This window comes from Bacillus sp. EB106-07-01-XG149, assembly GCF_058791555.1.
Genome location: NZ_JBYTDP010000002.1, coordinates 281,180 through 306,490 on the forward strand (window position 1 = coordinate 281,180; position 25,311 = coordinate 306,490).

Here is a 25,311-nt window from a genome sequence, read left to right on the forward strand (position 1 = left end):
AAAGTAAAATGAGATTGGAGGGTGAAGAAATGGAACACATTCAATATCGCTTTTTATTAACTGCAATTATCGGTGTTATTTTCTTAATCGGTATCGGCATTATGGTTGCTGAAAATAGTCCCATCGGTATTATTATTTGCATTATCGGCACATTTGTTACAGTTGGATACGGTTTTGTAACAAAAAGAAAAATGCGTAAATCGAAATAACGTCAAAAAGTAAGAAGCGCTTATACAGCCTCTTACTTTTTTTGTTACTCCGCTATAAATCGTAACAACTCTTCATACACTCCTGGTTTTGCAACTAATACGCTGCTCTTCTCTACGATAGAAAGCGGGGATCCAGAAAAAGTTGTCACCTTGCCTCCAACTTCCTCTACAATTATCTGTCCCCCACCAAAATCCCATGGTGATAATCTCGGCGTTACATATGCATCTATTCTTCCTGTTGCAACGTATACCATCTCTAACGCTGCACAGCCATATGATCTCGTGCCTCTTGCTTTCTTAACCAGTGCCATCATACTTTCCTTATTAAGCATTGGATTGTCGGTAAGCCATATCGCATTTAAAGCTACAATACCTTGCTCTACAGTTCCTTTTTCCAATAAAGGTATTGGTACTTCATTACAAAATGCTCCAGCTCCCTTTACCGCATGGTATAATTCATCATGAACTGGATCATAAATGAGTCCAACCTTTCCGATACCGTTCTCATAAATTCCAATTGAAATTGCGAAATTTCTTTTTTGATGAACAAAGTTCATCGTGCCATCAATTGGATCAATTAACCAAACAACCCCTTCAGAAGAAGTTACCTCATCTCCATAACCTTCTTCTCCTAAAATATTATGGTTCGGGAATGTTTCTTTAATTTTCCCAATTAAAAACTGTTCTATTTCTCGGTCCATATTTGTTACTAAATCAGCTGCATTGGATTTCGTTTCTATAATAAGTGCTTTTTCCATTGATGCCATTAAAAACTCTCCTGCATCTCGAATCCACTGTTTGGCGTGTGCATCGATGTCTTTCCATACTTCTTGCATGTTTAAACACTCCGATCTATACTGTTCACAGAAAAAACGAACCCTTTATAAGGTTCGCACCAACTAATTTTTTATACATATACTATTATTACGCTTCTAAACGAATCATTTCAAGTCTTAACACTTCTAACTTTTGTACACACTCTTCTTTTTTCAGTTTATCATTCTCCATCATCGCATCATATAAAGTTGCTAATTCATAATCTAGCTCCAAACGTAGCACCGGTATTCTCTTTTCAGCATCTGTTCTCTTTAACGCATTAATCACCTGTCTCATATTATTTGCCTCCTCCCAATATTCGTCTGCCCTCGGACTGAAATTGATTCAATTTTCTGATTTTTTGTTTTATACTATACTATGTTGGATAAATCATCTATGCAACAAAATTATATTTTTTTATTTAATTTTTTTTGTGCTGTTTTTTTTATGAATAGTACAAGCTATGCTAAAATAAAAGCAAAATAGGAGTTGGAGGAACAATCATGACACTACAAACATTCAAGTCAACTGATTTTGAGGTCTTTACAGTTGATGGTCTCGAAGAACGAATGAGTGCAATTAAAACGAACATTCATCCTAAGCTGGAAGCTTTAGGGGAACAGTTTGCAACGTATTTATCCAAACAAACTGATGAGAACTTTTTTTATCATGTAGCAAAACATGCACGCCGCAAAGTCAATCCACCAAACGATACTTGGGTTGCTTTTTCAACAAATAAACGCGGTTATAAAATGCTGCCACATTTCCAAATTGGATTATGGGGTACTCATGCCTTCATATACTTTGGTTTAATCTATGAGTGTCCACAAAAAGTGGAGACGGCTCACGCCTTCTTAGAACATTTAAATGATTTAAAAACAAATATTCCAAATGACTTCGTTTGGTCCATTGACCATACTAAACCAAGTGTAAAATTACATAAAACACTTGAAACAGAAGACTTACAAAAGATGATTGAACGTCTAGCTACTGTGAAAAAAGCAGAATTATTAGTTGGTATTCATATATCACCAGAGGAGTTTTCAGCAATGACCAACGAACAATTCCTTGCTAAGATTGAATCTACGATGCAATCACTCCTTCCTTTATATGCACTTTGTAATCGATAGTAGAAAACGGACAATTTATATTGTCCGTTTTTAGTTGTTATCACATTATATCACTTCAGTTTTCATTTTTCAAAATATTTTTACATTTTCACAAGCTTTTGTTCTTCAGTTTCTTTCGCCCTTTGAATCGCACGGTATATAGAATATCCACTTACTTCTTGAAACTCTTTATCAATTTTCTTCTCTTCTGCTTTAGATGGAACAATCTCTTTAAAACGACGATATAATCCCATTAATTCTTCTCTTATAATTCCTTTTTCGTATGCTTTCTCAATTGCTTCATAAAACTTCACAATTACAACCATTTCCTCATTTGACCAATCATAATCTAACGGATATTGATATTCCATTTCGCACCTCATTTATCATTTCTTCTTATCTCAATATGCTATCTTAAAGGGATTTTTTTCTTCTTCACTATAGCCACTTTGCATTATACACTATTTATTCATTGTGATGGAATTGTCTTCCTCTATAAGTTAATTGGAAATAACTATTTAACATACTCACTGTAAAAATATTTTTTTCTATACATCTATAATTATTGGTGATATAATGCTTTTGTTTTATAGAAAATAAAGTGAACCTACCATCTCAAAAATGCTTTTGTGATTGGCAGAAAAACAAGTCTCATTCTAAAAAGCACTTAACTTTTTTAGAACAAGATTATATAAAACAAACTCTAATAAATATTATGAAAAAGAAGGGGTGTATAGATTGTCCCAATACGAAACACCATTGTTTACCGCTTTAGTTGAGCACAGTAAGCGAAATCCAATTCAATTCCATATTCCTGGTCACAAAAAAGGACAGGGCATGGATCCTACATTTCGCGAATTTATTGGGCATAATGCATTAGCAATTGATTTAATTAATATTGCGCCGCTCGATGATTTACATCATCCAAAAGGTATGATTAAAGAAGCACAAGATTTAGCAGCCGCTGCATTTGGTGCAGATCATACTTTCTTTTCTATTCAAGGTACAAGTGGTGCAATAATGACAATGGTGATGAGCGTGTGCGGTCCTGGTGACAAAATCCTAGTGCCACGAAACGTGCATAAATCAGTAATGTCAGCTATTATTTTCTCAGGTGCAAAACCGATTTTCATGCATCCTGAAATCGATCCAAAACTTGGTATTTCACACGGAATCACAATTCAATCTGTCAAAAAGGCACTTGAAGAGCATTCAGATGCGAAAGGCTTACTTGTTATTAATCCAACATACTTTGGCTTTGCTGCGGACTTAGAACAGATTGTCCAATTAGCGCATTCTTATGATATCCCTGTACTAGTTGATGAGGCTCATGGTGTTCATATTCATTTTCACGATGAATTGCCGATGTCAGCGATGCAAGCCGGTGCAGATATGGCAGCAACAAGTGTTCACAAATTAGGAGGATCTTTAACGCAAAGTTCTATTCTTAACGTGAAGGAAGGCCTTGTGAACGTTAAACATGTTCAATCTATTATTAGCATGCTTACGACTACATCAACTTCTTACATCTTGTTAGCATCCCTAGATGTTGCTAGAAAACGTCTTGCTACAGAAGGAACAGCACTCATAGAACAAACAATACAATTAGCGGAACAAGTTCGTGATGCTATTAATGCTGTTGAGGATCTTTACTGTCCTGGGAAAGAAATGCTAGGTACAGATGCTACTTTTAACTACGATCCTACAAAGATAATTGTATCTGTAAAAGATTTAGGTATTACAGGCCATCAGGCTGAAGTATGGCTTAGAGAGCAATATAACATTGAAGTAGAACTCTCGGATTTATACAACATACTATGTCTTGTCACTTTTGGGGATACAGAAAGTGAGACAAATACACTTATTGCAGCATTACAAGATTTAGCAGCAACATTTAGAAATAAAGCCGATAAAGGTGTTCAAATACAAGTAGAAATTCCAGAAATACCAGTGCTAGCACTTTCTCCTCGAGATGCTTTTTATTCGGAAACAGAAGTCATTCCGTTTGAAAATGCAGCAGGTCGTATTATAGCTGATTTCGTTATGGTTTATCCGCCAGGGATTCCAATCTTTACTCCGGGGGAAATTATTACACAAGATAACTTAGAGTATATTCGTAAAAACTTAGAAGCGGGTTTACCTGTACAAGGTCCTGAAGATATGACATTACAAACATTACGTGTGATTAAAGAGTACAAGCCTATCAGTTGATAGGCTTTTCTTTCACCCTTTTTCTCTTTTCCCATACGATATTAAGTAATGTAACGTATAGGTGGGGATACGATTATGATTGTAATAGGCCGTTCTATTGTACATCCTTATATCATAAATGAATATGAGCCATTTGCAACTGAGAAACAACAAATTTTATCGATAATGGCAGGAAATCAAGAAATTTATTCCTTCCGAACATCTGATGAACTCAGCTTTGATCTAAATTTGCGAGTGAATATTATTACTTCTGCATTAGAACTTTTTCAAAGTGGATTTCAGTTTCGCACATTTCAACAATCCTTTTGCAACCCCCAGTATTGGAAAAGAACGTCACTTGGAGGATTCGAGCTACTACCAAACATACCCCCTTCCATTGCCATACAAGATATTTTCAAAAACGGAAAACTATATGGAACTGAATGCGCCACCGCTATGATCATTATTTTTTACAAAGCTTTACTATCATTATATGAGGAAGAAACTTTCAACCGTCTCTTTGCAAACCTTTTACTTTATACGTGGGACTACGATCAAGATTTAAAGCTCATAACAAAAACGGGTGGCGATCTTGTTCCAGGTGATCTCGTTTATTTTAAAAATCCACAAGTGAATCCAGCTACGATCGAGTGGCAAGGAGAAAATACAATCTATCTAGGAAATTTCTTTTTTTACGGACATGGCGTAGGTGTAAAAACAAAAGAGGAAATTATATACTCATTAAATGAACGACGAGTCCCTTACGCTTTTATTTCAGCTTTCTTGACCGATACTATTACCCGTATCGATAGCCGTCTCATGAGCCACTACGCCTCTCCTAGCACTCCACAGACATCGATAGGCTTTATTCCGATTAGAGATGATGCAATCGTTGCAACAGTTGGCCATACAACTACAATTTATTAAAAAAGCGCCTACATATGTATATGTAGGCGCTTCTTCTTATTTAAGCTTTTGTATGTTCTTTATGGTCACATTCGCAATGAGATCCACATTTTCCGTATAGTACTGTTGATTTTTCATCTTCAAAATGTCCGATTGTTCCTTCACATACTTGGCATACGATTGTTCCCATTTTTCATTTCCCCCTGAGTTTTAATAATAATCTACTTATTTATAATTAAGCTTTCGCCTGGTCTCTATTAGCACAGTCACAATTTGTACCACATTTTCCGTAAAGCACTGTCGTTTTTTCATCTTCAAAATGACCGATTGTTCCTTCACATACTTGGCATACGATTGTTCCCATTTTTCATTTCCCCCTAAGTTTATGGTCCTAAAAACTTTTAGCTGTCCATTTCCTATCAATTATTGGGCTTTTGTATGCTCTGTGTGATCACATCCGCAAGATCCACATTTCCCGTAAAGTACCGTTACTTTCTCATCCTCGAAGTGTGCAATTGTACCTTCACAATCTTGACATACGATCGTTCCCATTTTTCATTTCCCCCTAAGTTTATAATCCCAAAAACTTTTGTAACCGCTTAACTTTCTGTCTTTATTTTAATATGTTATACTTTTTACGTCAATAGGTTTTTAGTATAACACATTAAATATTTTTAATTTAAATTAGTATGCGATATTCAAACAAAAAAACAGCCATATTTATACGTACGACTGTTTTACATTAATTATTCTTCATATTCCGCATGCAAAGAAGTAGATGGGACTAAAAATTTAAAAAACTGAGCTAACTCTGCTGCTTCCTCTTCTGACCCCAATTTAAAAACTTCCTGTATATGTTGCACATTCTCTACATCATCTCTTCCAAGTAAAGTAGACCTTCCTGTTTGCATGCAAACAATGAGCGGCTTTCCAAAAAACATATTTGTATAAATAACACCAAAATCATAACGAGTATCATGTGTCATAAACCCCAAAAATCGTACCTTCACACTTTCATGCTCATCATACAATTTTTCAAACATCGGTTTCCACCTTTCTACATCACCTTTCATTAGTATATTAAACAAAAAAAGGAATACTCCTTTTAATTGTCAAAAAATTCAGTAGGATGTAGAATGATAGTATTCTACTAAGTTAGGAGGAGCTTATATGCAACATGCCTTTATTACGCTTGTACCTAAATCCAATCAACAAACTGTTTCAACAGATGATATAAAACAACTTTTTCAGTACTATAAAACAGTTACTTCCAAAACTGGTGTTCAAATTAATTACGCTTATACAAATACCGCTTTTCCTTATGAAATTTTAGATACATCAGCAACAACATTAAAACTACAAGCTACTCACGATCGATATGACTCCATATATGTTGGTGTTGGTATAGAAAAGGAACAATCTTTTATTCAGATTTCTTTACCACCTACTGCAACATTCGGTGATAAAGGAAAAGCAAATGAATTTTGCCGTTTTCTAGCGAAGAAATTAGAAGGAGAATTACAATTATTTAATGGAAGAACAATGTATTTCTATAAACGTTAATTTAAAAACAAAAATAAATGATTAGAAAGATCATACTATTTGTGCAAGTAAGAAGCATCGCTTTTCTCCTTGCACTTAGTATGACATACGCTATTACATACGCTAAGTACAAAAATATAAGAAAAAGAAAAATTTTATAATGAAGTTTATCACGACTTGACAATAATAACACTGCTGAAAATCCACTCCATAAAACTAGATGAAAAAATGAAGCTAGTGTAATTTTCATAGCGTTACCTCCTTTTTCTTCCTATTTATATGCTTCAGCTCTTCCCTCTTAACATTTTGAAGGTAGACTTTTCTAAATCCCACCTAATTCATCGTTGTATTTTTCTTTTTCAAATTCTCCAACTATTCAAATGCGAATATTCCTCGTTTTTAACAATAAATTCTCTCATATCTCCTATAAGATAGATTATTCATTTATCGCATGGTATACTCCTTAAAGAGAAAAGATAGAAAGGAATTAATGATACATGGTATTTAGCAATTTGTTTTTCTTATGCCTTTTTTTACCTGCAATTCTTTTCGTGTACTACTCAGTACGGAAAGAATTACAAAACATAGTTCTTCTATTATTTAGTTTATTATTTTATGCTTGGGGAGAACCAATATATGTCTTCCTAATGCTTTTTTCTATTTTCATCAACTATTGGTTCGGAATATGGCTTAATAAAGACCGACTGTCTAGTGCAAATAGAAAAGTTATTCTGACTATAGCAATCGTTGTCAATACTGCTATACTCGGATATTTTAAATACGCTAATTTCTTAGTAGATAATATAAATGGCATTTTTCATACAAACATTGTACTAGAAAAAATCCCCTTACCAATTGGGATTTCATTTTTCACTTTCCATGCAATGAGTTATATTATTGACATTTATAAGAAAAAAGTAGAAGCTCAGCGAAATCTATTTGATCTCGCACTATACTTTACTATTTTCCCACAATTAGTAGCAGGGCCAATTGTGCGATATAATACAATCGCTTATCAATTACATGTTAGAACAGTTACTGCTGATAAGTTTTCAGAAGGAATTCGTCGTTTTATCATTGGATTAGGAAAGAAGGTTTTAATTGCGAATCAATTAGGAGCTATTGCCGATGAAATATTTGCGATGGATCCAGCAACAATGAGCGTATCTACCGCTTGGATTGGCGCGATCGCTTACACATTACAAATTTATTTCGATTTTTCAGGTTACAGTGATATGGCAATTGGATTAGGAAAAATGTTCGGATTTGATTTCTTAGAAAACTTCAATTATCCATATATTTCAAAATCCATCTCTGAATTTTGGCGTCGTTGGCACATTTCACTTGGTTCTTGGTTCCGTGATTATGTTTATATTCCATTAGGTGGGAATCGCGTATCTACTTGGAAAATCTATCGTAATCTCTTCATTGTATGGGCGTTAACCGGATTTTGGCATGGAGCTAGTTGGACATTTATGATTTGGGGTATTTATTACGGATGTTTAATTGCTTTAGAAAAGGCTGGTTTCGAAAAATTATTACAAAAATTATGGTGGCCGATTCAACACGTATACGTTATGTTCTTAGTGATTATTGGTTGGGTGTTCTTCCGCGCTGATAATTTTAGCTACTGTTCTAAATTTTTACAAGCAATGTTCGGATTAAATGGATCGTTGACTGACATTACGAGTTATTTCTATGTGATGAATTATTGGGGAATCTTTATACTTGCTATTATTACATCAGCTCCAATTTTCTCGTGGATCAAGAATCAATTAGCAAATAAAAAGGTAATCATTTTATCTCCACTTTATTACTTGAGTGTCTTAATCATAACTATGATGTATTTAACGAATGCAACTTACAATCCATTTATTTACTTCCGCTTCTAAAGGAGGGCTAACTATGAAAAATTTCACTAATCGTATATTAATTACAGGATTTCTCGCTATTATTTTTGGAATGTGTATATGGACCGGAAAAATAATATATTGGGACAAAAAAAGTTTTTCTGATTTTGAAAATAGAGAATTAGCTTTGAATCCAGTCCTAACTATTGATACTATAAAATCCGGAAAATATTTCAAAGATACTGAATTACACTTTACAGATCACATTGCAGCACGAGACAGATTTATTGAAACATACACAAAGTTACAAATGAAGTTCAATCGAACTTTCGTAAATAACAATTATGTTGCAGATGACGGTTTTATTTTATCTGCACCTACCAAAATAGATATGCGTAATCAAATTAAACAGTCTGTTAACGAATTAGAAAACTTACAAACTCAATTTCAAAAAACAGAATTTTATTTCTTGTTAGCTCCAAGTAAACTAACGGCATTTTCGTATAAATACCCGCCATATGTAGATCGTGGGTACGATCAAAAGCATCGTGATTATTTTGTACAAGAGTTACAGAAAATAAATTTCCCTGTTATTGATGTTCTTCCTGCTCTTCAAAAGGAATTTACTCATGAACAATTAGAAGATCTATACTTTAAAACCGATCACCATTGGAATATGAAAGGTGCATTTTATGCATACGAACAAACAATGAAGCACATTGCTAATGAATCTAAAATATTTAAAGGTAATGCTGTTAATCGAGATGATTATAAAATAACTACAGAAAAACCGAATGGACAATTTATCGGTAGTTGGAATAAACAACTGTATAATTTAATAGAAACACCTGAAACAATCCCATATGTACAATTAAAGCAAAACCCAAATATGTGGGATAATTATACTGTATATCTCGGTCCAAAATCAGAAGAATCGATGAAAATGCCGATGAAGGAATTCTTTGCAGTGGACAAAAATAAGCTTTCACCAGACTATAGTTCCGTTTACCAAACAGACTATGCACAGATAAATATTTTAAATCCAGATGCAAAAACCAAACTACATGCTGTCATTATTAAAGATTCTTATGCAGATGCAACTTATCCTTTATTTGCACAAGAGTTCGAACAAACAACATTTATTGATCCACGATTTGCGGCAAGCAAAAATGTAAAACAAGAACTCGAAAAACTAAATGCTGATATCGTGTTATTCCTTTATAATGACACTAGTACAAATAAAGAAATGTATCAATTTGAAAATAAAGAATAAAAAAAGAGGTGAATCAAAAAAATTCACCTCTTTTTTTCTATGCATATAACGCATGAAAAAAACGTCTTCTAAATTTAGAAGACGTTTTTTTATAATTATTTTACAATGTGAATTGGCATTCCAAGAGCAACTTCAGCTGCTTCCATTGTGATCTCACCTAATGTTGGGTGAGCGTGGATTGTTTGAGCGATATCTTCTGCTGTCATTCCAGCTTCGATAGCTAAACCAATCTCAGAGATAATATCAGAAGCGCCTGCACCTGCAACTTGAGCACCTACAAGAAGACCATCTTCTTTACGTGTTACAAGTTGTAGGAAACCGTCAGTGCTGTTTAATGATAATGCACGACCGTTAGCAGCGAATGGGAACTTAGATACAGCTACTGTCATTCCTGCTTCTTCAGCTTGTTTCTTAGTGTAACCAACAGATGCTAATTCTGGATCAGTGAAGCATACTGCAGGAATTCCGATGTAATCGATTGCTGATGCATGGCCACTAATTACTTCAACAGCTACTTTACCTTCGTAAGAAGCTTTGTGAGCTAATGGTGGTCCAGGAACGATATCACCGATTGCATAGATGTTTGGTACGTTTGTACGACATTGCTCATCGATTTCGATGATGCCGCGGTCAGTCATTTTAACTCCAACTTGCTCAAGACCGATTTCTTGAGTGTTTGGACGACGACCTACAGTTACTAATACGTAATCTGCTTCTACAGTTTGGATTTCACCTTTAACTTCAAAGCTAACTTTTACGCCAGTTTCTGTTTCTTCAACGCCTTTAGCCATAGCTTTTGTATGGATATTTACGTTACCTTTCTTTTGAAGAGCACGTTTAACAACAGAGCTCATAGCTTTTTCGAAACCAGCTAAGATTTCGTCGCCAGCTTCTACTACAGTAACTTCTGTACCGAAGTTAGCATATGCAGTTCCTAATTCCATACCGATGTAACCGCCGCCGATTACAACAAGTTTTTTAGGAATTTCAGGTAAGCTTAAAGCACCTGTAGAGTTGATAACACGTTTAGAGTATTTGAATCCTGGAATTTCGATTGGTGTAGAACCAGTTGCAAGAACAGCATTTTTAAACGTATACGTTTGTGCTGCATCTTCAGTCATTACGCGTAATGTGTTAGCATCTACGAAGTAAGCTTCACCGCGAATGATTTCAACTTTGTTACCTTTAAGAAGGCCTTCAACACCGCCAGTTAATTTCTTAACTACGCCGTTTTTCCATTCTTGAACTTTTGTAAAGTCAACTTTCACGTTCTCTGCAGTGATACCCATGTCATCAGAATGCATTGCATTCTCATAACGATGACCTGCATTGATTAACGCTTTTGAAGGAATACATCCAACGTTTAAGCATACGCCACCAAGGTTAGCTTTTTCGATAATTGCTACCTTTTGACCTAATTGTGCTGCACGAATTGCCGCAACGTATCCACCAGGACCTGCACCAACAACGACTGTATCTAATTCAATTGGGAAATCTCCTACTACCATTGTTATTACGCCTCCATTACTAATAATTGTGGGTCATTCAATAGACGTTTAATTTGGTTTAATGCTTTTTGAGCAGTTGCGCCGTCAATTAAACGATGGTCAAAGCTTAGAGATAATGCTAATACTGGAGCTGCAACGATTTCACCGTTTTTCACAACTGGCTTCTCAGCGATACGGCCGATACCAAGAATTGCTACTTCTGGGTGATTGATAACTGGAGTGAACCATTGTCCACCTGCAGAACCAATGTTTGTAATTGTGCAAGAAGCACCTTTCATTTCAGCCGGAGCTAAACGACCATCACGTGCTTTACCAGCAAGATCATTGATCTCGTTAGAAATAGTGAAGATAGACTTGCGATCTGTATCTTTAACAACTGGTACTAATAGACCTTTGTCTGTATCAGCTGCGATACCGATGTTGAAGTAATGTTTATGAACTACTTCTTGAGAAGCATCATCTAAAGAAGTGTTTAACATTGGGTATTCACGTAATGCAGATGTTAAAGCTTTAACAACGTATGGAAGGTAAGTTAATTTAATACCTTTGTCAGCTGCAACAGCTTTGAACTTCTTACGGTGAGCAACAAGTTCTGTTACATCTACTTCATCCATTAATGTTACGTGAGGAGCTGTATGCTTAGAGTTAACCATTGCTTTAGCAATCGCTTTACGGATACCACTCATTTTCTCACGAGTTTCTGGATATTCACCAGCTGGGATTGGTTGTGCTTTTGGTGCTTCTTCTTTCGCTGCTGCTGGAGTAGCTTCTACTGCTGCTGGAGCCTCAGTTGCTGCTACTGCTTGTCCACCATTTGCAAATGCATCGATGTCAGCTTTTACGATACGGCCGTTCTTACCAGAACCAGCTACTTTATGAATGTCTACGCCGTTTTCACGAGCATATTTACGAACAGATGGCATAGCGATTACGCGCTCATTTACTACTTCTGCAGTTGCTGCTGGAGTAGCTTCCGCTGCTGGAGCTTCTACTGCTGCTTCTTCAGCTTTTGGAGCTGCATCATGATCGTCACCTTTAAATTTAAGGTTTTCGTATCCAGGAGCATCAAATTTAATTAATGTATCTCCTACAATTGCAACTGTTCCTTCTTCTACAAGTACTTCAAGTACTTTACCTTTAACAGGAGAAGGGATTTCTACTACTGCTTTATCATTTTGTACTTCAAGAAGTACATCGTCTTCGTTTACTTCATCGCCTGGTTTAATAAACCATTTTACGATTTCACCTTCGTGGATACCTTCACCGATATCTGGTAGTTTAAATTCAAATGCCACGGAATTCAGCCCCCTGATTCATTTCATTATTATGGAATATGTACAAAAGAAACCAGCATGTGCTGATTTCTTTTGCACATGAAAAGCTAAAAATTAGAAGTTCATTACTTTGTTAACAGCTTCAACAATATCTTTATGGTTTGGTAACCATACGCTCTCAGCTTGAGAGAATGGGAATACTGTATCAGCAGCTGCAACACGTACAACTGGAGCTTCTAAGTTTAAGATTGCACGGTCGTTAATTTCCGCTACAACGTTAGCTGCAATACCAGCTTGTTTTTGTGCTTCTTGAACTACAACTACGCGGCCTGTTTTTTCAACAGAAGCGATGATTGTTTCGATATCTAATGGTTGAACTGTACGTAAGTCAACTACCTCTAAAGAGATACCTTCTTTTTCAAGTTCTTCAGCAGCTTTTAATGCAGCATGAACCATAGCACCGTAAGCGATAACAGATACATCTGTACCTTCACGTTTGATATCAGCTTTACCTAAATCAATTGTGTAATCGCCTTCTGGTACATCTTGACGGAATGAACGGTACAATTTCATATGCTCTAAGTAGATAACTGGATCGTTGTCACGAATCGCAGAGATTAAAAGACCTTTTGCATCGTATGGAGTAGATGGAATAACAACTTTTAGACCAGGTTGTTGAGCCACTAATCCTTCTAAGCTATCAGCATGTAGTTCAGGAGTATGAACACCGCCACCGAATGGAGAACGAATTGTTACTGGAGCAGTCCAACGTCCACCAGAACGGTAACGCATACGAGCTAATTGACCAGAAACTGAATCCATTACTTCATAAATGAAACCGAAGAATTGGATTTCTGGAACTGGACGGAAGCCTTCTAATGCAAGTCCAACTGCAAGTCCACCAATACCAGACTCTGCAAGTGGAGTATCCATTACACGATCTTCACCGAATTCAGCTTGTAAACCTTCAGTAGCACGGAATACACCGCCGTTTACACCAACGTCTTCACCAAACACAAGTACGTTAGGGTCATTTTTCATTTCAACGCGTAAAGCATCAGTGATTGCTTGAATCATTGTCATTTGAGCCATGGCTTACTTCGACTCCTTTTCTTTGTAAATTTCATATTGTTCAGCTAAGTTGTAAGGCATTTTTTCGTACATGATTTCCATTAAATCAGTAACTTTTTGTTTTGGAGCTTGGTCAGCCTTAGCAATTGCTTGTTTGATATCTTCTTTTGCTTCTTCGATTACTTTCTCTTCAACTTCTTGAGACCATAGGCCTTTGTTTTCTAAGAATGCACGGAAGCGTACGATTGGATCTTTTTGTTCCCATTCGTTCTCGATATCTTTTGTACGGTAACGAGTTGGGTCATCACCAGCCATTGTATGTGGACCGTAACGGAATGTTAAAGTCTCGATTAAAGTAGGGCCTTCGCCGTTTACTGCACGCTCACGAGCGAAAGCAGTTGCTGCGTATACAGCTAATGGATCCATACCGTCTACTTGAATTCCGTAAATACCTGCTGCTACTGCTTTTTGTGCCACAGTTTTAGCTGCAGATTGCTTTTCTACTGGAGTAGAGATTGCATAACGGTTGTTTTGTACAACGAAGATTGCTGGAGCTTTGAATGCACCCGCAAAGTTCATACCTTCGTAGAAGTCACCTTGTGAAGCACCACCGTCACCAGTGTAAGTAATTGCAACAGATTTTTTACCACGTAGTTTCATACCTAACGCAACACCAGCAGTTTGGATGATTTGCGCACCGATAATGATTTGTGGAGCAAGTGCATTTACATTCTCAGGCATTTGGTTACCCATGAAATGTCCACGAGAGAATAAGAATGCTTGGTATAATGGTAAACCGTGCCATACTAATTGTGGCACATCACGATATCCTGGTAAGATGAAATCTTCTGCTTCAAGTGCGAAATGACTTGCTAATTGAGAAGCCTCTTGTCCAGCTGTTGGTGCGTAGAAACCTAAACGTCCTTGACGGTTTAAAGAAATAGAACGTTGATCTAGTACGCGAGTATACACCATACGGCGCATTAATTCTTTTAATTGATCATCAGATAATTCAGGCATAGCTGCTTCATTCACAACTTCGCCTTTTTCATTTAAAATTTGTAATGTCTCAAATTGAGCTGCGATAGCTTTCATTTGCTCATCAACATTAAATAGGGTCTTTTTTGTTTTAGTACCCATTCCGTTCACCTCTTCCTCTCTTGAACCATATTCTGAAACGCTTTCACTATCTATTAGCTAGACTGAAAACGCAACAATGTAAACCAACAAATTTATCTGTCGGTTGAGAATAATTTTGTGTACCTAACAATCTGTACTAATGTTTTTTCAGAAACATATTAATACAATCTTGATCACGTTTTTTAGTTTACAACTATTCTAATTACGATGTCAATTACTTTGGTTACGTTTTTTTATAAATAATCTGCAGGTTTCTTCTACACAAACGTGTTTTTATTTTTCACATCTGTATTAGTAAGCATTAACCTACTGTTATATTATTCCCTTTTCAACTTATTTTTTCTCTTAGAATAATATGTAAACGATTTAATTCTCTTTAGTTTTTCTCTCTTCTTAGCAAAAATATACAAACTCTTCTTCCTTTTATAGGTAATTACCCATACATTTCTACTCTTCCCTCCATACATTATAGTAACCGCAGTGTTAGCGGGAAATGATAAAGGAGGTCATCTCATGTACGGATACTCATATTGCTATCCAACTTGTTCAAATCCTTCCTACGGTTATGGCGGTTCTTGTGGCGGGTCTGGACGCGGCTTCGCCTTAATCGTTGTGTTGTTTATTCTTTTAATTATCGTTGGTGCTGCTTGCATTCGCTAATGTAAAATGAAACAACTATGGAAAGAAACAGACGGCTTTGCCGTCTTTTCTTTTTATTACATACATAAATATTCTATAGTAAAACACTTTCCAAAGTGCTTCCCTACTTGTCGATGACTTTTTCCACCTCCTTTGGTAGACTAAAGAAGAAAGGAGAGATTACATATGCTTACAATGAAAGATGTAATTCGCGAAGGAGATTCTATTTTGCGAAACGTTGCAGAAGAGGTATCCATGCCAGCGAGCGAAGAAGATACAACTGCCCTTAAAGAAATGATTGAATTTGTAATAAATAGCCAAGATCCTGAAATGGCTGAAAAATATAGTTTGCGCCCTGGAATCGGATTAGCGGCTCCACAAATCGGTATTTCGAAGAAAATGATTGCGGTTCATGTAACTGATACGGACGGTACGTTATATAGTCATGCATTATTCAACCCAAAAATCATTAGTCATTCTGTTGAACGTACATATTTACAAAGCGGGGAAGGCTGTCTATCAGTAGACCGCGAAGTACCTGGTTATGTCCCTCGTTACACAAGAATTACAGTGAAAGCAACATCTATCAACGGCGAAGAAGTAAAATTACGTTTAAAAGGTTTACCAGCAATCGTATTTCAACATGAGATTGACCATTTAAATGGTGTTATGTTCTATGACCACATTAATAAAGAAAATCCATTTGCTGCTCCTGACGATTCAAAACCTTTAGAGCGATAATAAAAAAAGGCGGAAGTTAATCTTCCGCCTTTTTTATATGAAATGGGTTCCATATTCACTTATAGCAATCCAGCCCATTTTAATCCATGATATATGCCGTCTTCACTAACATCCTTTGTCACGTGATTTGCAAGTTTTTTCAAGTCTTCATGACCATTCCCCATCACAATACCTGTCCCAACTGCTTCGATCATTTCTAAATCATTTAAGCCATCTCCAAATGCATACACTTGTTCACGGTTAAACCCTAATTTTTCAATGAATTTCTCAATTCCTTTTGCCTTCGAACCACCATTCGGAATAATATCCATTGAATATGCATGCCAGCGAATAAAATGAAAGTCTGGGTAATGATTAATAAACTTTTCTTCTTCATTCACTTCACAGAAAAGAAGTGTTTGATAAATATTACGTTTCTCATAAAAATCAGGTTCATATGCCGGATGCTCAAAATTTAAGCTTCCAAACCCTTCTTTCACATAATCATGATATTCCACTGATGCTCTCATTTCTTGATGATCAAGATATACAAGTGGATATCCTTCTTGTTTTGCAAACTGAGTAAACTTATGTAAGGTAGCTGGATGTAACGGGTTATTAAATATTACCTCATCCTCAAATACAACGTACTGTCCATTAAAGCTAACATAATTATGTATATTGAGTTCCTCACGAATATCTTCAAACATAAATGGCGCACGTCCTGTCGCAATTGCTACATGCACACCTTTCTCTTGTAAATGTCTTACTGCATCTCGTGTAGATTGTGGAATCTTCTTATCATGATCTAATAATGTTCCGTCAATATCAAAAAAGACAATTTTATCATTCATTTGTCAAAATCCTTTCTGTTACTCTATATTCCTATTTTGATTATCGCTTTTCAAATTCTAAAAAAAAGTATAACATATTAAACATCTGTGAAGAAAGCGTTCACTTTCTGACCTTATTTATGAAACCTGCATATATATATTAGTAAAAAATGTGGATACTTGTTCGTATGAATTTTCTTTTCTATTCTTTCTCATACTATACCTATAACTAACGGCTACTAATCGTTACTATAGAATAACTTTCCCTGTATGAGAATGGACAAGATTCAACATTCACTTTTGTCTTCTTTCTTATATCAGAGACGGAGTTTTCACTAGTAATATGCATGTTTTAAATAAGGAAAGGAAGGAGTAATCATGCTGAAGAAGCTGAAGAAAAAGCTCAAGCGTTATTTAAAAGATCTAGTCCGTAAAAAGACAATCGCTTAAATTGTGCCCATTTCGGGCTTTTTCTTCATTCTCATTCGAAAAAACATGAAAATCGTGACTGTTTGCTTTATAATAAGTAACAGATAATGCAAAACATAGACAAGGAGAGGTTTTCCAAATGATTTTTAAAGTATTTTATCAAGTAAAATTGACTGAGGTTCCAGTACGTGAAAATACAAAAGTTTTATATTTAGAGGCTACGTCTGAAAAGGATGTTCGTAAGAAATTAAATAAGTTCGCATATAATATCGAGTTCGTTCAGTCTGTTACTGGTGCTCATCTTGAATATGAAAAAGAAAACGCTGATTTAACATTAGCGGAAATCGTATAGTCATATGAAATTTCTAAAGAATGATCAAGCTGCCGTTTTTGCTTTAGGTGGACTTGGTGAAATCGGTAAAAATACATATGCTGTTCAATTTCAAGATGAAATTATTATTATTGATGCTGGAATTAAATTTCCAGAAGACGAACTCCTCGGAATCGATTATGTAATACCAGATTACACTTATTTTGTGCGAAACGAAGATAAAATTAAAGGATTATTCATTACACATGGTCACGAAGATCATATCGGTGGAATTCCTTACTTATTACGTCAAGTAAACATCCCGATTTATGGCGGAAAATTAGCAATTGCACTAATCAAAAACAAATTAGAAGAGCACGGATTACTTCGTAAAGCAAAACTTTATGAAATTCAAGAAGATGATGTTATTAAATTTAAAAAGACATCTGTTTCCTTCTTCCGTACAACTCACAGTATCCCAGATTCATACGGAGTTGTTGTGAAAACACCTCAAGGACAAGTTGTTCATACTGGCGATTTCAAATTTGATTTCACACCAGTCGGTGAACCAGCGGACTTAACAAAAATGGCTGAAATCGGAAAAGACGGCGTACTTTGTCTCTTATCTGACAGTACAAACAGTGAAGTTCCAAACTTTACAATGTCTGAGCGCCGTGTTGGTGATAGTATTCAAGATATTTTCCGCAAAGTAGAAGGTCGTATTATCTTTGCAACCTTTGCATCAAATATCCATCGTCTACAACAAGTTGTTGAAGCGGCTGTTGAAAACAATCGTAAAGTGGCTGTGTTCGGTCGCAGTATGGAAGCGGCGATTGAAATCGGACAAAACCTTGGTTATATTCGCTGTCCGAAGGATACATTCATAGATACAGCTCAACTAAACCGCCTACCTGCTAATAAAGTTGTTATTTTATGTACAGGTAGTCAAGGTGAGCCAATGGCAGCACTTTCACGTATTGCTAATGGTACTCATCGTCAAATTCAAATCATTCCTGGCGACACAGTTGTTTTCTCTTCTTCACCAATCCCTGGTAATACAATTAGTGTAAGCCGTACAATTAACATGTTGTATCGTGCTGGTGCTGATGTAATCCACGGAAAACTGTCAAACATTCATACGAGTGGACACGGTGGACAAGAAGAACAAAAACTAATGCTTCGTCTAATTAAACCGAAGTATTTCATGCCAATTCATGGTGAATACCGCATGCAACGTATGCATATGAAGTTAGCAAACGATTGTGGTATTCCAGAAGAAAACTGTTTCATCATGGATAATGGAGATGTTCTTGCTCTTCGTTCTGATGAAGCAAGCGTAGCTGGTAAAATACCATCTGGATCTGTCTATATTGACGGAAATGGTATTGGAGATATCGGTAATATTGTATTACGCGATCGTCGTATTCTTTCTGAAGAAGGACTTGTTATTGTAGTTGTAAGCATTGATATGAAAGAGTTTAAAGTTGCAGCAGGACCTGATATTATCTCACGTGGTTTCGTGTATATGCGCGAAAGTAGTGATTTAATTAATGATGCTCAAACATTAATTACAACTCATTTAGAAAAAGTAATGGAGCGTAAAACAACACAATGGTCTGAAATTAAAAATGAAATTACAGACACATTAGCACCATTCCTATATGAGAAAACGAAACGTCGCCCAATGATTTTACCAATCATTATGGAAATATAAGAAAAAGGACAATACCTTCATGGTATTGTCCTTTTCTCTTATCTTAAAAAGTGTTTAAAACGATCTACTTCATCGTCATGACCAATTACAATTAATATATCTCCCGCTTGAATATTTTCCGTAGCTCGAGGAGATACAATAACTTCTTTACCACGTTTAATCGCTACAATATTCAATCCAAACTTAGCACGAATATCTAATTCGATTAAAGAATGACCATCAATTTTTTTATTTGCAATAATCTCTACAATACTATGCTCATCTGAAAGCTCAAGATAGTCTAATACATTACTTGATGCAATATTATTAGCAATCCTTTTTCCCATATCACGCTCGGGGTGCACAATGTGATCTGCCCCTATTTTACTTAACACTTTTTCATGGTAATCATTTTGAGCTTTTACAGTAATATTTTTTACACCTAACTCTTTTAAAATTAATGTTGTTAAAATACTTGAATTTAAATTGTCTCCAATAGCAACGACTACATGATCAAAATTACGAATACCAAGACTTTTTAATACCATCTCATCTGTTGAATCTGCAATTACAGCATGTGAAGCTATATTTGCAAACTCATTAATTTTATCCTCATCTGAATCAATTGCCATTACTTCCATACCTAATTGAGCGAGTTCTCGGCAAATGCTTCCACCAAAACGTCCAAGCCCAATGACAGCAAATTCTTTCTCTTTTTCACCCACAGGAATTCCTCCAATAACATCGAATACTATGTATTTTTATTGTAACATACTTTAGATTTGCTACAAAAACCTGTATATCATTCTTATTTTTGTTTTTGCATATAAAAATACTGTTGTAAATAAAATGCGATACTGAAAATTAACATACCAAATACAAATATATTTCCAAATGAACTAAATGTTTCAAAAACGAATAATAACGTTTCTTGTCCGAAGAAAGCAAATAATAGTTGTGTAAATGCGAATAGCAATGCCAATATATAATGATGTTGATGGAATAAATAATGTGTTGCACCTAAAAAAGCGATAAACGAAATAATGAAAATCCACCAATTTTCTAAAAACAGTTGCCAATTAGTAAATTGATATCCATTTACTAATATCGCAATAATTCCTATAACAGCCATCGTTGGCACACTCCAAAATAATGCTCGCCCTCTAAAGAAGCGCGTTCCTTTAACATCACCTTTTTCATGTGCAATGTATGTGAGTACTACCGTACTTATGTACAAAACTGAAAGAATTGTTAAAACGATAATAAGCCAAAAATGTAATTGATAATACTCATGCTCTATGTTTGTCACGATAGCCGCTAACATACACGGGATTAACATTCCAGTCCAACCATCTACTTTTCTTTCATTCCAAAACACTGTGTTACCAATCCGTATCCCTAACAACATAAAAATAATGATACCTAGTACAAATAATGTCGTTTTATTCCCTACCAAACTCGTCGAGAAAGCAATTAATCCAATAAATAAAAAGAGAACAAACCCATTCATAATTTCTAATACAGGTGATAAATATCTTTTCACCCATTTATATGTTTCTTCATATTCGTGATTATCTACTAAACGGTAGGCATAAAAACTTATCCCAAAATACACCGCCGCAATAATAACATACGCATATAAGACGAAACACAACATTGCACTGCTAATTTGCACGTAATTCCCCACCCTTTTTTCTATGTTTCACCTTGATTTTACACACTTTCTACACGAAATGTAAACATATATAAGCTAGTTAACTAATCATCTTCTCAATAAGCGATAATGAATAATGAGCAGCGGCTCAAAACCGCTGCTCATTACTTTATCCATTTGTATGCCAATGTGTATCCAAAACAAATATAAAAGATGTTTTCGTCTTAGAACTAACAAGTACCCACTGTAAGTTTTTGCAAAGTTGGCGAGCGAGTTTACTTTCTAGTTCCTTTCCACTTTACATATTGATCTAAAAATGCGATAGCTTTCTCAATAACCTCTTCATCTGGTTTTAATTTCGCATGGTGTAAACCATATTCTGAATTTACCCCAAGCCAAAACATAAATCCAGGAATCTCTTGAAGCATATAACCAAAATCTTCCCCTGTCATTGCCTCAGTACATGTAATTACCTTCATATCGGTTTGTTCACTTACAAACTGCATAAACTCTCTCGTTAATACTTCATGGTTATATACTTGATGATACATCGCTCCATAGTCAATAACAGCTTCACATTGGAAGGAAGCTTCTATACCTGCAACAATTGCCTCAATCCTACTTTTAACACGCCTCATTGATTCCACTGATAACGTTCGGATCGTTCCTTCTAACCGAGACTTTTCTGCTATGATATTTTGAACTGTACCACCTGTTATTTTTCCGATTGTAATCACTGCACTATCAAGAGGATTCACATTACGACTAATAACGGATTGAAGTTGTGTAACAAGGTGACTTGCTGCTACAATCATATCATTTGCAGTATGCGGGTAGGCTGCATGTCCACCTTTCCCTTTCAAATCAACATATAACTCTGATGTATTTGCAAATAATAGCCCCTCTTTTGTGGCAATTGTTCCTACAGCGTATTCAGGTGCAATATGAAGACCAAGAATTATATTCGGCTTCCATTCATTTAACTCTTCACTCTCTAACATAGGAAGAGCCCCTCCTGGCCCTTCTTCAGCTGGTTGGAATAGAAACACAAGGTCATCATCTATTCTTTCTGTTACAGCTGCTGTTAGAAGGCCTAAACCGATTGTTGTATGCAAATCGTGTCCACATGCATGCATCATTCCTTCATGAATAGAAGCAAACTCATATCCAGTTTCTTCGGTAATTGGTAAACCGTCTATATCTGCGCGATACCCAATAATTTTTTTTGGATTTTTTCCATTCACTTTAACAATGACACCCGTTTTCCATACTTTCACTTCCACATATTCATTCGAAAGCGTTCCTATGTAATCTAAAATATACTGTTGTGTTTTCCACTCTTTAAATCCAATTTCCGGTATTTTGTGTAAGTCTCTACGAATTTGAACGAATTTGCTTACTGCCATTTTTGCACCTCTATCTATAAAAAGCGCAAGAGCCTGTTATGCTCTTACGCTTTTTTTGTGTTTATTTTTCTGGGTTTAATTGACGAAGCTCTTGTTTAATTTCAGTTTTTGCTTTTGTCTTCTCATCAATCTCTTTAATTACACGTGCTGGAGTACCGGCAACAACTGTATATGGAGGTACATCTTCTGTTACAACAGCTCCTGCTGCTACAACTGCACCCTTACCTACTGTAACTCCCTCTAACACAACTACGTTTGCACCAATTACAACATCATCTTCAACGATAACTGGTTTTGCTGAAGGCGGCTCAATAACACCTGCAAGTACTGCACCTGCACCTACGTGACAGTTCTTACCAACAGTTGCACGTCCACCAAGTACCGCGTTCATGTCAATCATAGTACCTTCACCAATTACAGCACCGATATTAATTGTTGCATTCATCATAATAACAGCGTTGTCGCCGATTTCAACGTGATCACGAATAATCGCGCCTGGCTCAATACGAGCTTTAATACCTTTTAAATCAAGCATTGGAATTGCAGAATTACGACGGTCATTTTCAACAACGTAATCAACAATGTGCTTGCTATTTTCATCAAGAATTGTCTTAATTTCAGACCATTCTCCAAATAATACACCAGACTTTTTATTTACAAATGCTTGTACCGTTTCAGGGAATGTTACTTCTTTTAAATCCCCTTTTATGTATACCTTTACAGGAGTTTTCTTTTCACTTTTTTGAATAAACGAAATAATTTCGTTAGCGTCCATCATTTTCATTCTTGTTGCCTCCTAAATCCATTTATAATGTTACTCTACCAAACGATAGAGCGAGTAGCAAGATAATAATCCTATTTTTCCATTTGAATTTCTTCTATAATTTCTAAAAATGCCCTTACTTGCTTCAATTGTCTGGCCGATTCACTCGTCAATAACCATGTTTCTCTCGTTAATTGAACAGGTGTTTTATACATATTTTCCCGTACTTCTTTTAAAACAGTAGAAGGTAAAAGAGCATAACCTATACCATTTAAAACGAGTTGTTTGCAAGTCTCAATTTGATCAACCACAATTGTTCTCTTAGGTGGATTAGAAAATAAACCATACCACCAATTTTGTATTTGTCCATAATAAGTCGAATCACTTTTAAATTGAATAAATGGTCTATTTGTTTCTTTTAACATCGTAATATCTTTTATTTCTTTATCCACTAAATAAAGTTCATCTTCAAATAATTGTTGCTTCTGACCTTTATATTCTTGTGTTCCTCTCAATATAGCAACATGAACGTCCCCTTCATAAAATTGCTTTTGTACTTCACTACTCCAGCCAGTAAACAGCGATATTTTCACAGAAGGGTATTTATGTACAAACTTCTTCAAAACAGGAGGAAGCCAATATTGACCAATAACTGATGCAACAGCTATTTTTAACGTTCCGTGAGTTTCTGTTCTAAAAACAGCTAGCTCACTTTTAATATCCTCTTCCTTTTGCAGCATTTCTTTTGCATAATTTGCGACTTTTTCCCCTTCAGGTGTAATTGTCAATCCTTTTTGTGAGCGAATAAAAAACTTCATTCCCCATTGTTTCTCCATAGATTGTAATCGTTGACTAAGCGCAGGTTGTGAAACAAATAAACGTTCCGCCGCTTTTCTCATATTTGATTCCTGAGCTAACACAACCATCATTTGAAAATCATCAATTTGCAACTTTCTCCCTCTTTCCTTAGCTTCCATACACCTTATCTCAATAAGCTTTTCATCCTTAATTTAACTATATACTCTTATATTTTTTATCTTTTTAAATATAATACATACACAACTGATATGCACGAAAAAAAAGTGACTTCTCCGCTTCTATGAAGTCACTTTTCTCACATTATCGATTATGTTGCCTTACTTTTTTATTCAACAATTTTAAAATAGCCCGACGTGTTAAAATCCCCTCAAAATACCCATCTTCATTGACAGCGCAAATAAAAGGATGATCAATTGTCATTTCTAAAGCTTTTGCAAACGAATCTTCTAACTTAAGAACCGGAATGTCTTCCTTCATCACCTGTTCTACTTTCATTTCGTCAAGTCTTTCAAACTCAATACGTTCTAACCCTAACATACCATCTAAAATCATAGCAGTACTAATTAACCCATGCAATTTATACATCGGGTCCAAAACAGGTATCGCCGAATATCCAGATTTCACAAGAACGAGTAAAGCATGCTCTAAACCATTCCCCATTTGGACATGTGCTACTTTTTCTGATGAAATCATTAAATCTTTCACAAAAATTTGTTGAAACTCGTCTTTCGGAATACTAATCATATTACATCCCCCATTTTCCTTTTTCCTACTTTTAATCACCGAATCTATTCATATTTTATGACAGCGTTTTCATATTATTATTTTGTCCTTACTTTATTTCAATAAAAACAAAATTACACAGCTATTTTAGCATACAACACAAAAAAAAGACTACCATTCCGGTAGCGCTTAATACCCCTTATTTTTTAATCTGTAAAATAACCTTGTGATTTTTTTATATTGTGTCACATCTGTCTGTTTTAAACCATTCTCAATATCTGTAATTTCCACAGCTAAAACTTCACTCGCATAATTTTGCTGAAATAGAATATCTAGTAATAAACTCTCTTCTTCTTTTGTTAAAACAAATTCCCTTTTCATATACCCCTCTCCTTATACTCGCATCGTTACTCTTATTATATATAATTTCCAAC

General features: G+C 35.5%; 31 protein-coding genes. 11 read left to right on the forward strand and 20 right to left on the reverse strand.

What is annotated here, in order from left to right; all coding sequences use genetic code 11:
* Positions 1 to 29: 29 nt before the first annotated feature.
* A complete protein-coding gene (locus tag AC3WTA_RS07390) occupies positions 30 to 209 on the forward strand; it encodes a DUF5325 family protein (protein WP_000400128.1) in 180 nt (59 codons plus the stop codon).
* Positions 210 to 253: 44 nt separating this feature from the next.
* On the opposite strand, the gene AC3WTA_RS07395 is transcribed toward AC3WTA_RS07390, so the two are convergent.
* Both AC3WTA_RS07395 and AC3WTA_RS07400 read right to left on the reverse strand, forming a co-directional pair.
* On the reverse strand, positions 254 to 1,045 hold the full coding sequence (locus tag AC3WTA_RS07395; RefSeq protein WP_001158688.1) for an inositol monophosphatase family protein: 792 nt from the start codon (positions 1,043 to 1,045) through the stop codon (positions 254 to 256).
* An 88-nt stretch (positions 1,046 to 1,133) separates the two neighbouring features.
* Positions 1,134 to 1,322 (reverse strand): YkzI domain-containing protein, encoded by a 189-nt coding sequence (locus AC3WTA_RS07400; protein ID WP_001250166.1) that lies wholly within the window; start codon positions 1,320 to 1,322, stop codon positions 1,134 to 1,136.
* 206 nt (positions 1,323 to 1,528) lie between these two features.
* Between AC3WTA_RS07400 and AC3WTA_RS07405 the strand changes: the two genes are divergently transcribed.
* Positions 1,529 to 2,155: a YktB family protein gene (locus tag AC3WTA_RS07405; protein WP_000175087.1), complete on the forward strand. Its 627-nt coding sequence runs from the start codon at positions 1,529 to 1,531 to the stop codon at positions 2,153 to 2,155.
* An 80-nt stretch (positions 2,156 to 2,235) separates the two neighbouring features.
* Here the strand turns inward: AC3WTA_RS07405 and AC3WTA_RS07410 are convergent, their stop codons facing one another.
* Complete coding sequence (locus tag AC3WTA_RS07410) at positions 2,236 to 2,505, reverse strand: UPF0223 family protein (RefSeq protein ID WP_000456565.1); 270 nt, start codon at positions 2,503 to 2,505, stop codon at positions 2,236 to 2,238.
* 367 nt (positions 2,506 to 2,872) lie between these two features.
* Here AC3WTA_RS07410 and speA point away from each other — a divergent pair, with 367 nt between their 5' ends.
* Entirely contained in the window at positions 2,873 to 4,345 is a 1,473-nt protein-coding gene (gene speA / locus AC3WTA_RS07415; protein ID WP_000084901.1) for an arginine decarboxylase, read from the forward strand.
* Positions 4,346 to 4,420: 75 nt separating this feature from the next.
* The gene (locus AC3WTA_RS07420) at positions 4,421 to 5,251 is read left to right on the forward strand and encodes a protein-glutamine gamma-glutamyltransferase (protein ID WP_000635320.1); all 831 of its coding nucleotides are present in this window, start codon (positions 4,421 to 4,423) and stop codon (positions 5,249 to 5,251) included.
* 40 nt (positions 5,252 to 5,291) lie between these two features.
* Here the strand turns inward: AC3WTA_RS07420 and AC3WTA_RS07425 are convergent, their stop codons facing one another.
* From AC3WTA_RS07425 to AC3WTA_RS07440, 4 genes are all read right to left on the reverse strand, one after another.
* Positions 5,292 to 5,420 (reverse strand): GapA-binding peptide SR1P, encoded by a 129-nt coding sequence (locus AC3WTA_RS07425; RefSeq protein WP_000536796.1) that lies wholly within the window; start codon positions 5,418 to 5,420, stop codon positions 5,292 to 5,294.
* A gap of 45 nt (positions 5,421 to 5,465) precedes the next feature.
* On the reverse strand, positions 5,466 to 5,594 hold the full coding sequence (locus AC3WTA_RS07430) for a GapA-binding peptide SR1P (RefSeq protein WP_000536802.1): 129 nt from the start codon (positions 5,592 to 5,594) through the stop codon (positions 5,466 to 5,468).
* 59 nt (positions 5,595 to 5,653) lie between these two features.
* Positions 5,654 to 5,782 carry a GapA-binding peptide SR1P gene (locus AC3WTA_RS07435; RefSeq protein WP_000536778.1) on the reverse strand — a complete coding sequence of 43 codons (129 nt, stop codon included), beginning with the start codon at positions 5,780 to 5,782 and terminating at the stop codon, positions 5,654 to 5,656.
* Positions 5,783 to 5,976: 194 nt separating this feature from the next.
* Positions 5,977 to 6,273, reverse strand: coding sequence for a DUF3055 domain-containing protein (locus AC3WTA_RS07440; protein ID WP_033656384.1), 297 nt, complete (start codon positions 6,271 to 6,273; stop codon positions 5,977 to 5,979).
* Positions 6,274 to 6,400: 127 nt separating this feature from the next.
* Here AC3WTA_RS07440 and AC3WTA_RS07445 point away from each other — a divergent pair, with 127 nt between their 5' ends.
* On the forward strand, positions 6,401 to 6,793 hold the full coding sequence (locus tag AC3WTA_RS07445) for a DUF1885 family protein (protein ID WP_001163319.1): 393 nt from the start codon (positions 6,401 to 6,403) through the stop codon (positions 6,791 to 6,793).
* A gap of 1 nt (position 6,794) precedes the next feature.
* On the opposite strand, the gene AC3WTA_RS07450 is transcribed toward AC3WTA_RS07445, so the two are convergent.
* Complete coding sequence (locus AC3WTA_RS07450) at positions 6,795 to 7,022, reverse strand: hypothetical protein (protein ID WP_000705129.1); 228 nt, start codon at positions 7,020 to 7,022, stop codon at positions 6,795 to 6,797.
* Positions 7,023 to 7,269: 247 nt separating this feature from the next.
* On the opposite strand from AC3WTA_RS07450, the gene AC3WTA_RS07455 reads away from it, so the two are divergent.
* Positions 7,270 to 8,664 carry an MBOAT family O-acyltransferase gene (locus tag AC3WTA_RS07455; protein WP_000232071.1) on the forward strand — a complete coding sequence of 465 codons (1,395 nt, stop codon included), beginning with the start codon at positions 7,270 to 7,272 and terminating at the stop codon, positions 8,662 to 8,664.
* Between the two features lie 13 nt (positions 8,665 to 8,677).
* Positions 8,678 to 9,895 (forward strand): DHHW family protein, encoded by a 1,218-nt coding sequence (locus tag AC3WTA_RS07460; RefSeq protein WP_000788137.1) that lies wholly within the window; start codon positions 8,678 to 8,680, stop codon positions 9,893 to 9,895.
* 95 nt (positions 9,896 to 9,990) lie between these two features.
* Here AC3WTA_RS07460 and lpdA read toward each other — a convergent pair whose 3' ends face one another.
* From lpdA to pdhA, 4 genes are all read right to left on the reverse strand, one after another.
* Positions 9,991 to 11,403 (reverse strand): dihydrolipoyl dehydrogenase, encoded by a 1,413-nt coding sequence (gene lpdA / locus AC3WTA_RS07465; RefSeq protein ID WP_000260105.1) that lies wholly within the window; start codon positions 11,401 to 11,403, stop codon positions 9,991 to 9,993.
* Positions 11,404 to 11,408: 5 nt separating this feature from the next.
* The gene (gene pdhC, locus AC3WTA_RS07470) at positions 11,409 to 12,698 is read right to left on the reverse strand and encodes a pyruvate dehydrogenase complex dihydrolipoyllysine-residue acetyltransferase (RefSeq protein ID WP_000863412.1); all 1,290 of its coding nucleotides are present in this window, start codon (positions 12,696 to 12,698) and stop codon (positions 11,409 to 11,411) included.
* 93 nt (positions 12,699 to 12,791) lie between these two features.
* Complete coding sequence (gene pdhB / locus AC3WTA_RS07475; protein ID WP_000068162.1) at positions 12,792 to 13,769, reverse strand: pyruvate dehydrogenase complex E1 component subunit beta; 978 nt, start codon at positions 13,767 to 13,769, stop codon at positions 12,792 to 12,794.
* Positions 13,770 to 13,772: 3 nt separating this feature from the next.
* Positions 13,773 to 14,888 carry a pyruvate dehydrogenase E1 component subunit alpha gene (gene pdhA / locus AC3WTA_RS07480; RefSeq protein ID WP_000536893.1) on the reverse strand — a complete coding sequence of 372 codons (1,116 nt, stop codon included), beginning with the start codon at positions 14,886 to 14,888 and terminating at the stop codon, positions 13,773 to 13,775.
* A gap of 513 nt (positions 14,889 to 15,401) precedes the next feature.
* Here pdhA and AC3WTA_RS07485 point away from each other — a divergent pair.
* Together AC3WTA_RS07485 and def are read left to right on the forward strand one after the other, a co-directional pair.
* On the forward strand, positions 15,402 to 15,548 hold the full coding sequence (locus tag AC3WTA_RS07485) for a YjcZ family sporulation protein (RefSeq protein WP_000274561.1): 147 nt from the start codon (positions 15,402 to 15,404) through the stop codon (positions 15,546 to 15,548).
* Positions 15,549 to 15,713: 165 nt separating this feature from the next.
* The gene (gene def, locus AC3WTA_RS07490) at positions 15,714 to 16,268 is read left to right on the forward strand and encodes a peptide deformylase (protein ID WP_000957060.1); all 555 of its coding nucleotides are present in this window, start codon (positions 15,714 to 15,716) and stop codon (positions 16,266 to 16,268) included.
* A gap of 59 nt (positions 16,269 to 16,327) precedes the next feature.
* Here the strand turns inward: def and AC3WTA_RS07495 are convergent, their stop codons facing one another.
* Positions 16,328 to 17,101: a Cof-type HAD-IIB family hydrolase gene (locus AC3WTA_RS07495; RefSeq protein WP_000998283.1), complete on the reverse strand. Its 774-nt coding sequence runs from the start codon at positions 17,099 to 17,101 to the stop codon at positions 16,328 to 16,330.
* Positions 17,102 to 17,648: 547 nt separating this feature from the next.
* Between AC3WTA_RS07495 and AC3WTA_RS07500 the strand changes: the two genes are divergently transcribed.
* Together AC3WTA_RS07500 and rnjA are read left to right on the forward strand one after the other, a co-directional pair.
* Positions 17,649 to 17,861, forward strand: a complete 213-nt coding sequence (locus tag AC3WTA_RS07500) for a DNA-dependent RNA polymerase subunit epsilon (protein WP_000576445.1) — start codon at positions 17,649 to 17,651, stop codon at positions 17,859 to 17,861.
* Positions 17,862 to 17,865: 4 nt separating this feature from the next.
* Positions 17,866 to 19,533 (forward strand): ribonuclease J1, encoded by a 1,668-nt coding sequence (gene rnjA / locus AC3WTA_RS07505; protein WP_000670370.1) that lies wholly within the window; start codon positions 17,866 to 17,868, stop codon positions 19,531 to 19,533.
* Between the two features lie 38 nt (positions 19,534 to 19,571).
* On the opposite strand, the gene AC3WTA_RS07510 is transcribed toward rnjA, so the two are convergent.
* The 7 genes from AC3WTA_RS07510 to abbA all read right to left on the reverse strand — a co-directional run bounded on the left by AC3WTA_RS07510 (position 19,572) and on the right by abbA (position 25,258).
* A complete protein-coding gene (locus AC3WTA_RS07510) occupies positions 19,572 to 20,237 on the reverse strand; it encodes a potassium channel family protein (RefSeq protein WP_000504032.1) in 666 nt (221 codons plus the stop codon).
* 83 nt (positions 20,238 to 20,320) lie between these two features.
* Positions 20,321 to 21,187: a hypothetical protein gene (locus AC3WTA_RS07515; RefSeq protein WP_001167334.1), complete on the reverse strand. Its 867-nt coding sequence runs from the start codon at positions 21,185 to 21,187 to the stop codon at positions 20,321 to 20,323.
* Between the two features lie 254 nt (positions 21,188 to 21,441).
* Positions 21,442 to 22,572, reverse strand: coding sequence for an N-acetyldiaminopimelate deacetylase (locus tag AC3WTA_RS07520; RefSeq protein WP_070169101.1), 1,131 nt, complete (start codon positions 22,570 to 22,572; stop codon positions 21,442 to 21,444).
* Positions 22,573 to 22,633: 61 nt separating this feature from the next.
* Positions 22,634 to 23,356: a 2,3,4,5-tetrahydropyridine-2,6-dicarboxylate N-acetyltransferase gene (gene dapD, locus AC3WTA_RS07525; protein ID WP_000783245.1), complete on the reverse strand. Its 723-nt coding sequence runs from the start codon at positions 23,354 to 23,356 to the stop codon at positions 22,634 to 22,636.
* Between the two features lie 71 nt (positions 23,357 to 23,427).
* Entirely contained in the window at positions 23,428 to 24,312 is an 885-nt protein-coding gene (gene ccpC / locus AC3WTA_RS07530) for a transcriptional regulator CcpC (RefSeq protein WP_002096342.1), read from the reverse strand.
* Between the two features lie 142 nt (positions 24,313 to 24,454).
* Positions 24,455 to 24,898, reverse strand: a complete 444-nt coding sequence (cbpB, locus tag AC3WTA_RS07535) for a cyclic-di-AMP-binding protein CbpB (protein WP_000623572.1) — start codon at positions 24,896 to 24,898, stop codon at positions 24,455 to 24,457.
* A gap of 168 nt (positions 24,899 to 25,066) precedes the next feature.
* Entirely contained in the window at positions 25,067 to 25,258 is a 192-nt protein-coding gene (abbA, locus tag AC3WTA_RS07540; protein ID WP_000817796.1) for an antirepressor AbbA, read from the reverse strand.
* Between the last annotated feature and the right edge of the window lie 53 nt (positions 25,259 to 25,311).

What these genes read in the sequence shown, in the direction of transcription:
- lpdA (WP_000260105.1), bottom strand. Translation starts at nt 11,403, where the DNA reads ATGGTAGTAGGAGATTTCCCAATTGAATTAGATACAGTCGTTGTTGGT.
- abbA (WP_000817796.1), bottom strand. Translation starts at nt 25,258, where the DNA reads ATGAAAAGGGAATTTGTTTTAACAAAAGAAGAAGAGAGTTTATTACTA.
- def (WP_000957060.1), top strand. Translation starts at nt 15,714, where the DNA reads ATGCTTACAATGAAAGATGTAATTCGCGAAGGAGATTCTATTTTGCGA.
- rnjA (WP_000670370.1), top strand. Translation starts at nt 17,866, where the DNA reads ATGAAATTTCTAAAGAATGATCAAGCTGCCGTTTTTGCTTTAGGTGGA.
- dapD (WP_000783245.1), bottom strand. Translation starts at nt 23,356, where the DNA reads ATGAAAATGATGGACGCTAACGAAATTATTTCGTTTATTCAAAAAAGT.
- AC3WTA_RS07450 (WP_000705129.1), bottom strand. Translation starts at nt 7,022, where the DNA reads ATGAAAATTACACTAGCTTCATTTTTTCATCTAGTTTTATGGAGTGGA.
- AC3WTA_RS07440 (WP_033656384.1), bottom strand. Translation starts at nt 6,273, where the DNA reads ATGTTTGAAAAATTGTATGATGAGCATGAAAGTGTGAAGGTACGATTT.
- AC3WTA_RS07520 (WP_070169101.1), bottom strand. Translation starts at nt 22,572, where the DNA reads ATGGCAGTAAGCAAATTCGTTCAAATTCGTAGAGACTTACACAAAATA.
- AC3WTA_RS07455 (WP_000232071.1), top strand. Translation starts at nt 7,270, where the DNA reads ATGGTATTTAGCAATTTGTTTTTCTTATGCCTTTTTTTACCTGCAATT.
- AC3WTA_RS07430 (WP_000536802.1), bottom strand. Translation starts at nt 5,594, where the DNA reads ATGGGAACAATCGTATGCCAAGTATGTGAAGGAACAATCGGTCATTTT.
- AC3WTA_RS07405 (WP_000175087.1), top strand. Translation starts at nt 1,529, where the DNA reads ATGACACTACAAACATTCAAGTCAACTGATTTTGAGGTCTTTACAGTT.
- AC3WTA_RS07400 (WP_001250166.1), bottom strand. Translation starts at nt 1,322, where the DNA reads ATGAGACAGGTGATTAATGCGTTAAAGAGAACAGATGCTGAAAAGAGA.
- pdhA (WP_000536893.1), bottom strand. Translation starts at nt 14,888, where the DNA reads ATGGGTACTAAAACAAAAAAGACCCTATTTAATGTTGATGAGCAAATG.
- AC3WTA_RS07390 (WP_000400128.1), top strand. Translation starts at nt 30, where the DNA reads ATGGAACACATTCAATATCGCTTTTTATTAACTGCAATTATCGGTGTT.
- AC3WTA_RS07445 (WP_001163319.1), top strand. Translation starts at nt 6,401, where the DNA reads ATGCAACATGCCTTTATTACGCTTGTACCTAAATCCAATCAACAAACT.
- AC3WTA_RS07395 (WP_001158688.1), bottom strand. Translation starts at nt 1,045, where the DNA reads ATGCAAGAAGTATGGAAAGACATCGATGCACACGCCAAACAGTGGATT.
- pdhB (WP_000068162.1), bottom strand. Translation starts at nt 13,769, where the DNA reads ATGGCTCAAATGACAATGATTCAAGCAATCACTGATGCTTTACGCGTT.
- cbpB (WP_000623572.1), bottom strand. Translation starts at nt 24,898, where the DNA reads ATGATTAGTATTCCGAAAGACGAGTTTCAACAAATTTTTGTGAAAGAT.
- AC3WTA_RS07435 (WP_000536778.1), bottom strand. Translation starts at nt 5,782, where the DNA reads ATGGGAACGATCGTATGTCAAGATTGTGAAGGTACAATTGCACACTTC.
- AC3WTA_RS07485 (WP_000274561.1), top strand. Translation starts at nt 15,402, where the DNA reads ATGTACGGATACTCATATTGCTATCCAACTTGTTCAAATCCTTCCTAC.
- AC3WTA_RS07425 (WP_000536796.1), bottom strand. Translation starts at nt 5,420, where the DNA reads ATGGGAACAATCGTATGCCAAGTATGTGAAGGAACAATCGGACATTTT.
- ccpC (WP_002096342.1), bottom strand. Translation starts at nt 24,312, where the DNA reads ATGGAAGCTAAGGAAAGAGGGAGAAAGTTGCAAATTGATGATTTTCAA.
- AC3WTA_RS07410 (WP_000456565.1), bottom strand. Translation starts at nt 2,505, where the DNA reads ATGGAATATCAATATCCGTTAGATTATGATTGGTCAAATGAGGAAATG.
- AC3WTA_RS07495 (WP_000998283.1), bottom strand. Translation starts at nt 17,101, where the DNA reads ATGAATGATAAAATTGTCTTTTTTGATATTGACGGAACATTATTAGAT.
- AC3WTA_RS07500 (WP_000576445.1), top strand. Translation starts at nt 17,649, where the DNA reads ATGATTTTTAAAGTATTTTATCAAGTAAAATTGACTGAGGTTCCAGTA.
- AC3WTA_RS07420 (WP_000635320.1), top strand. Translation starts at nt 4,421, where the DNA reads ATGATTGTAATAGGCCGTTCTATTGTACATCCTTATATCATAAATGAA.
- AC3WTA_RS07460 (WP_000788137.1), top strand. Translation starts at nt 8,678, where the DNA reads ATGAAAAATTTCACTAATCGTATATTAATTACAGGATTTCTCGCTATT.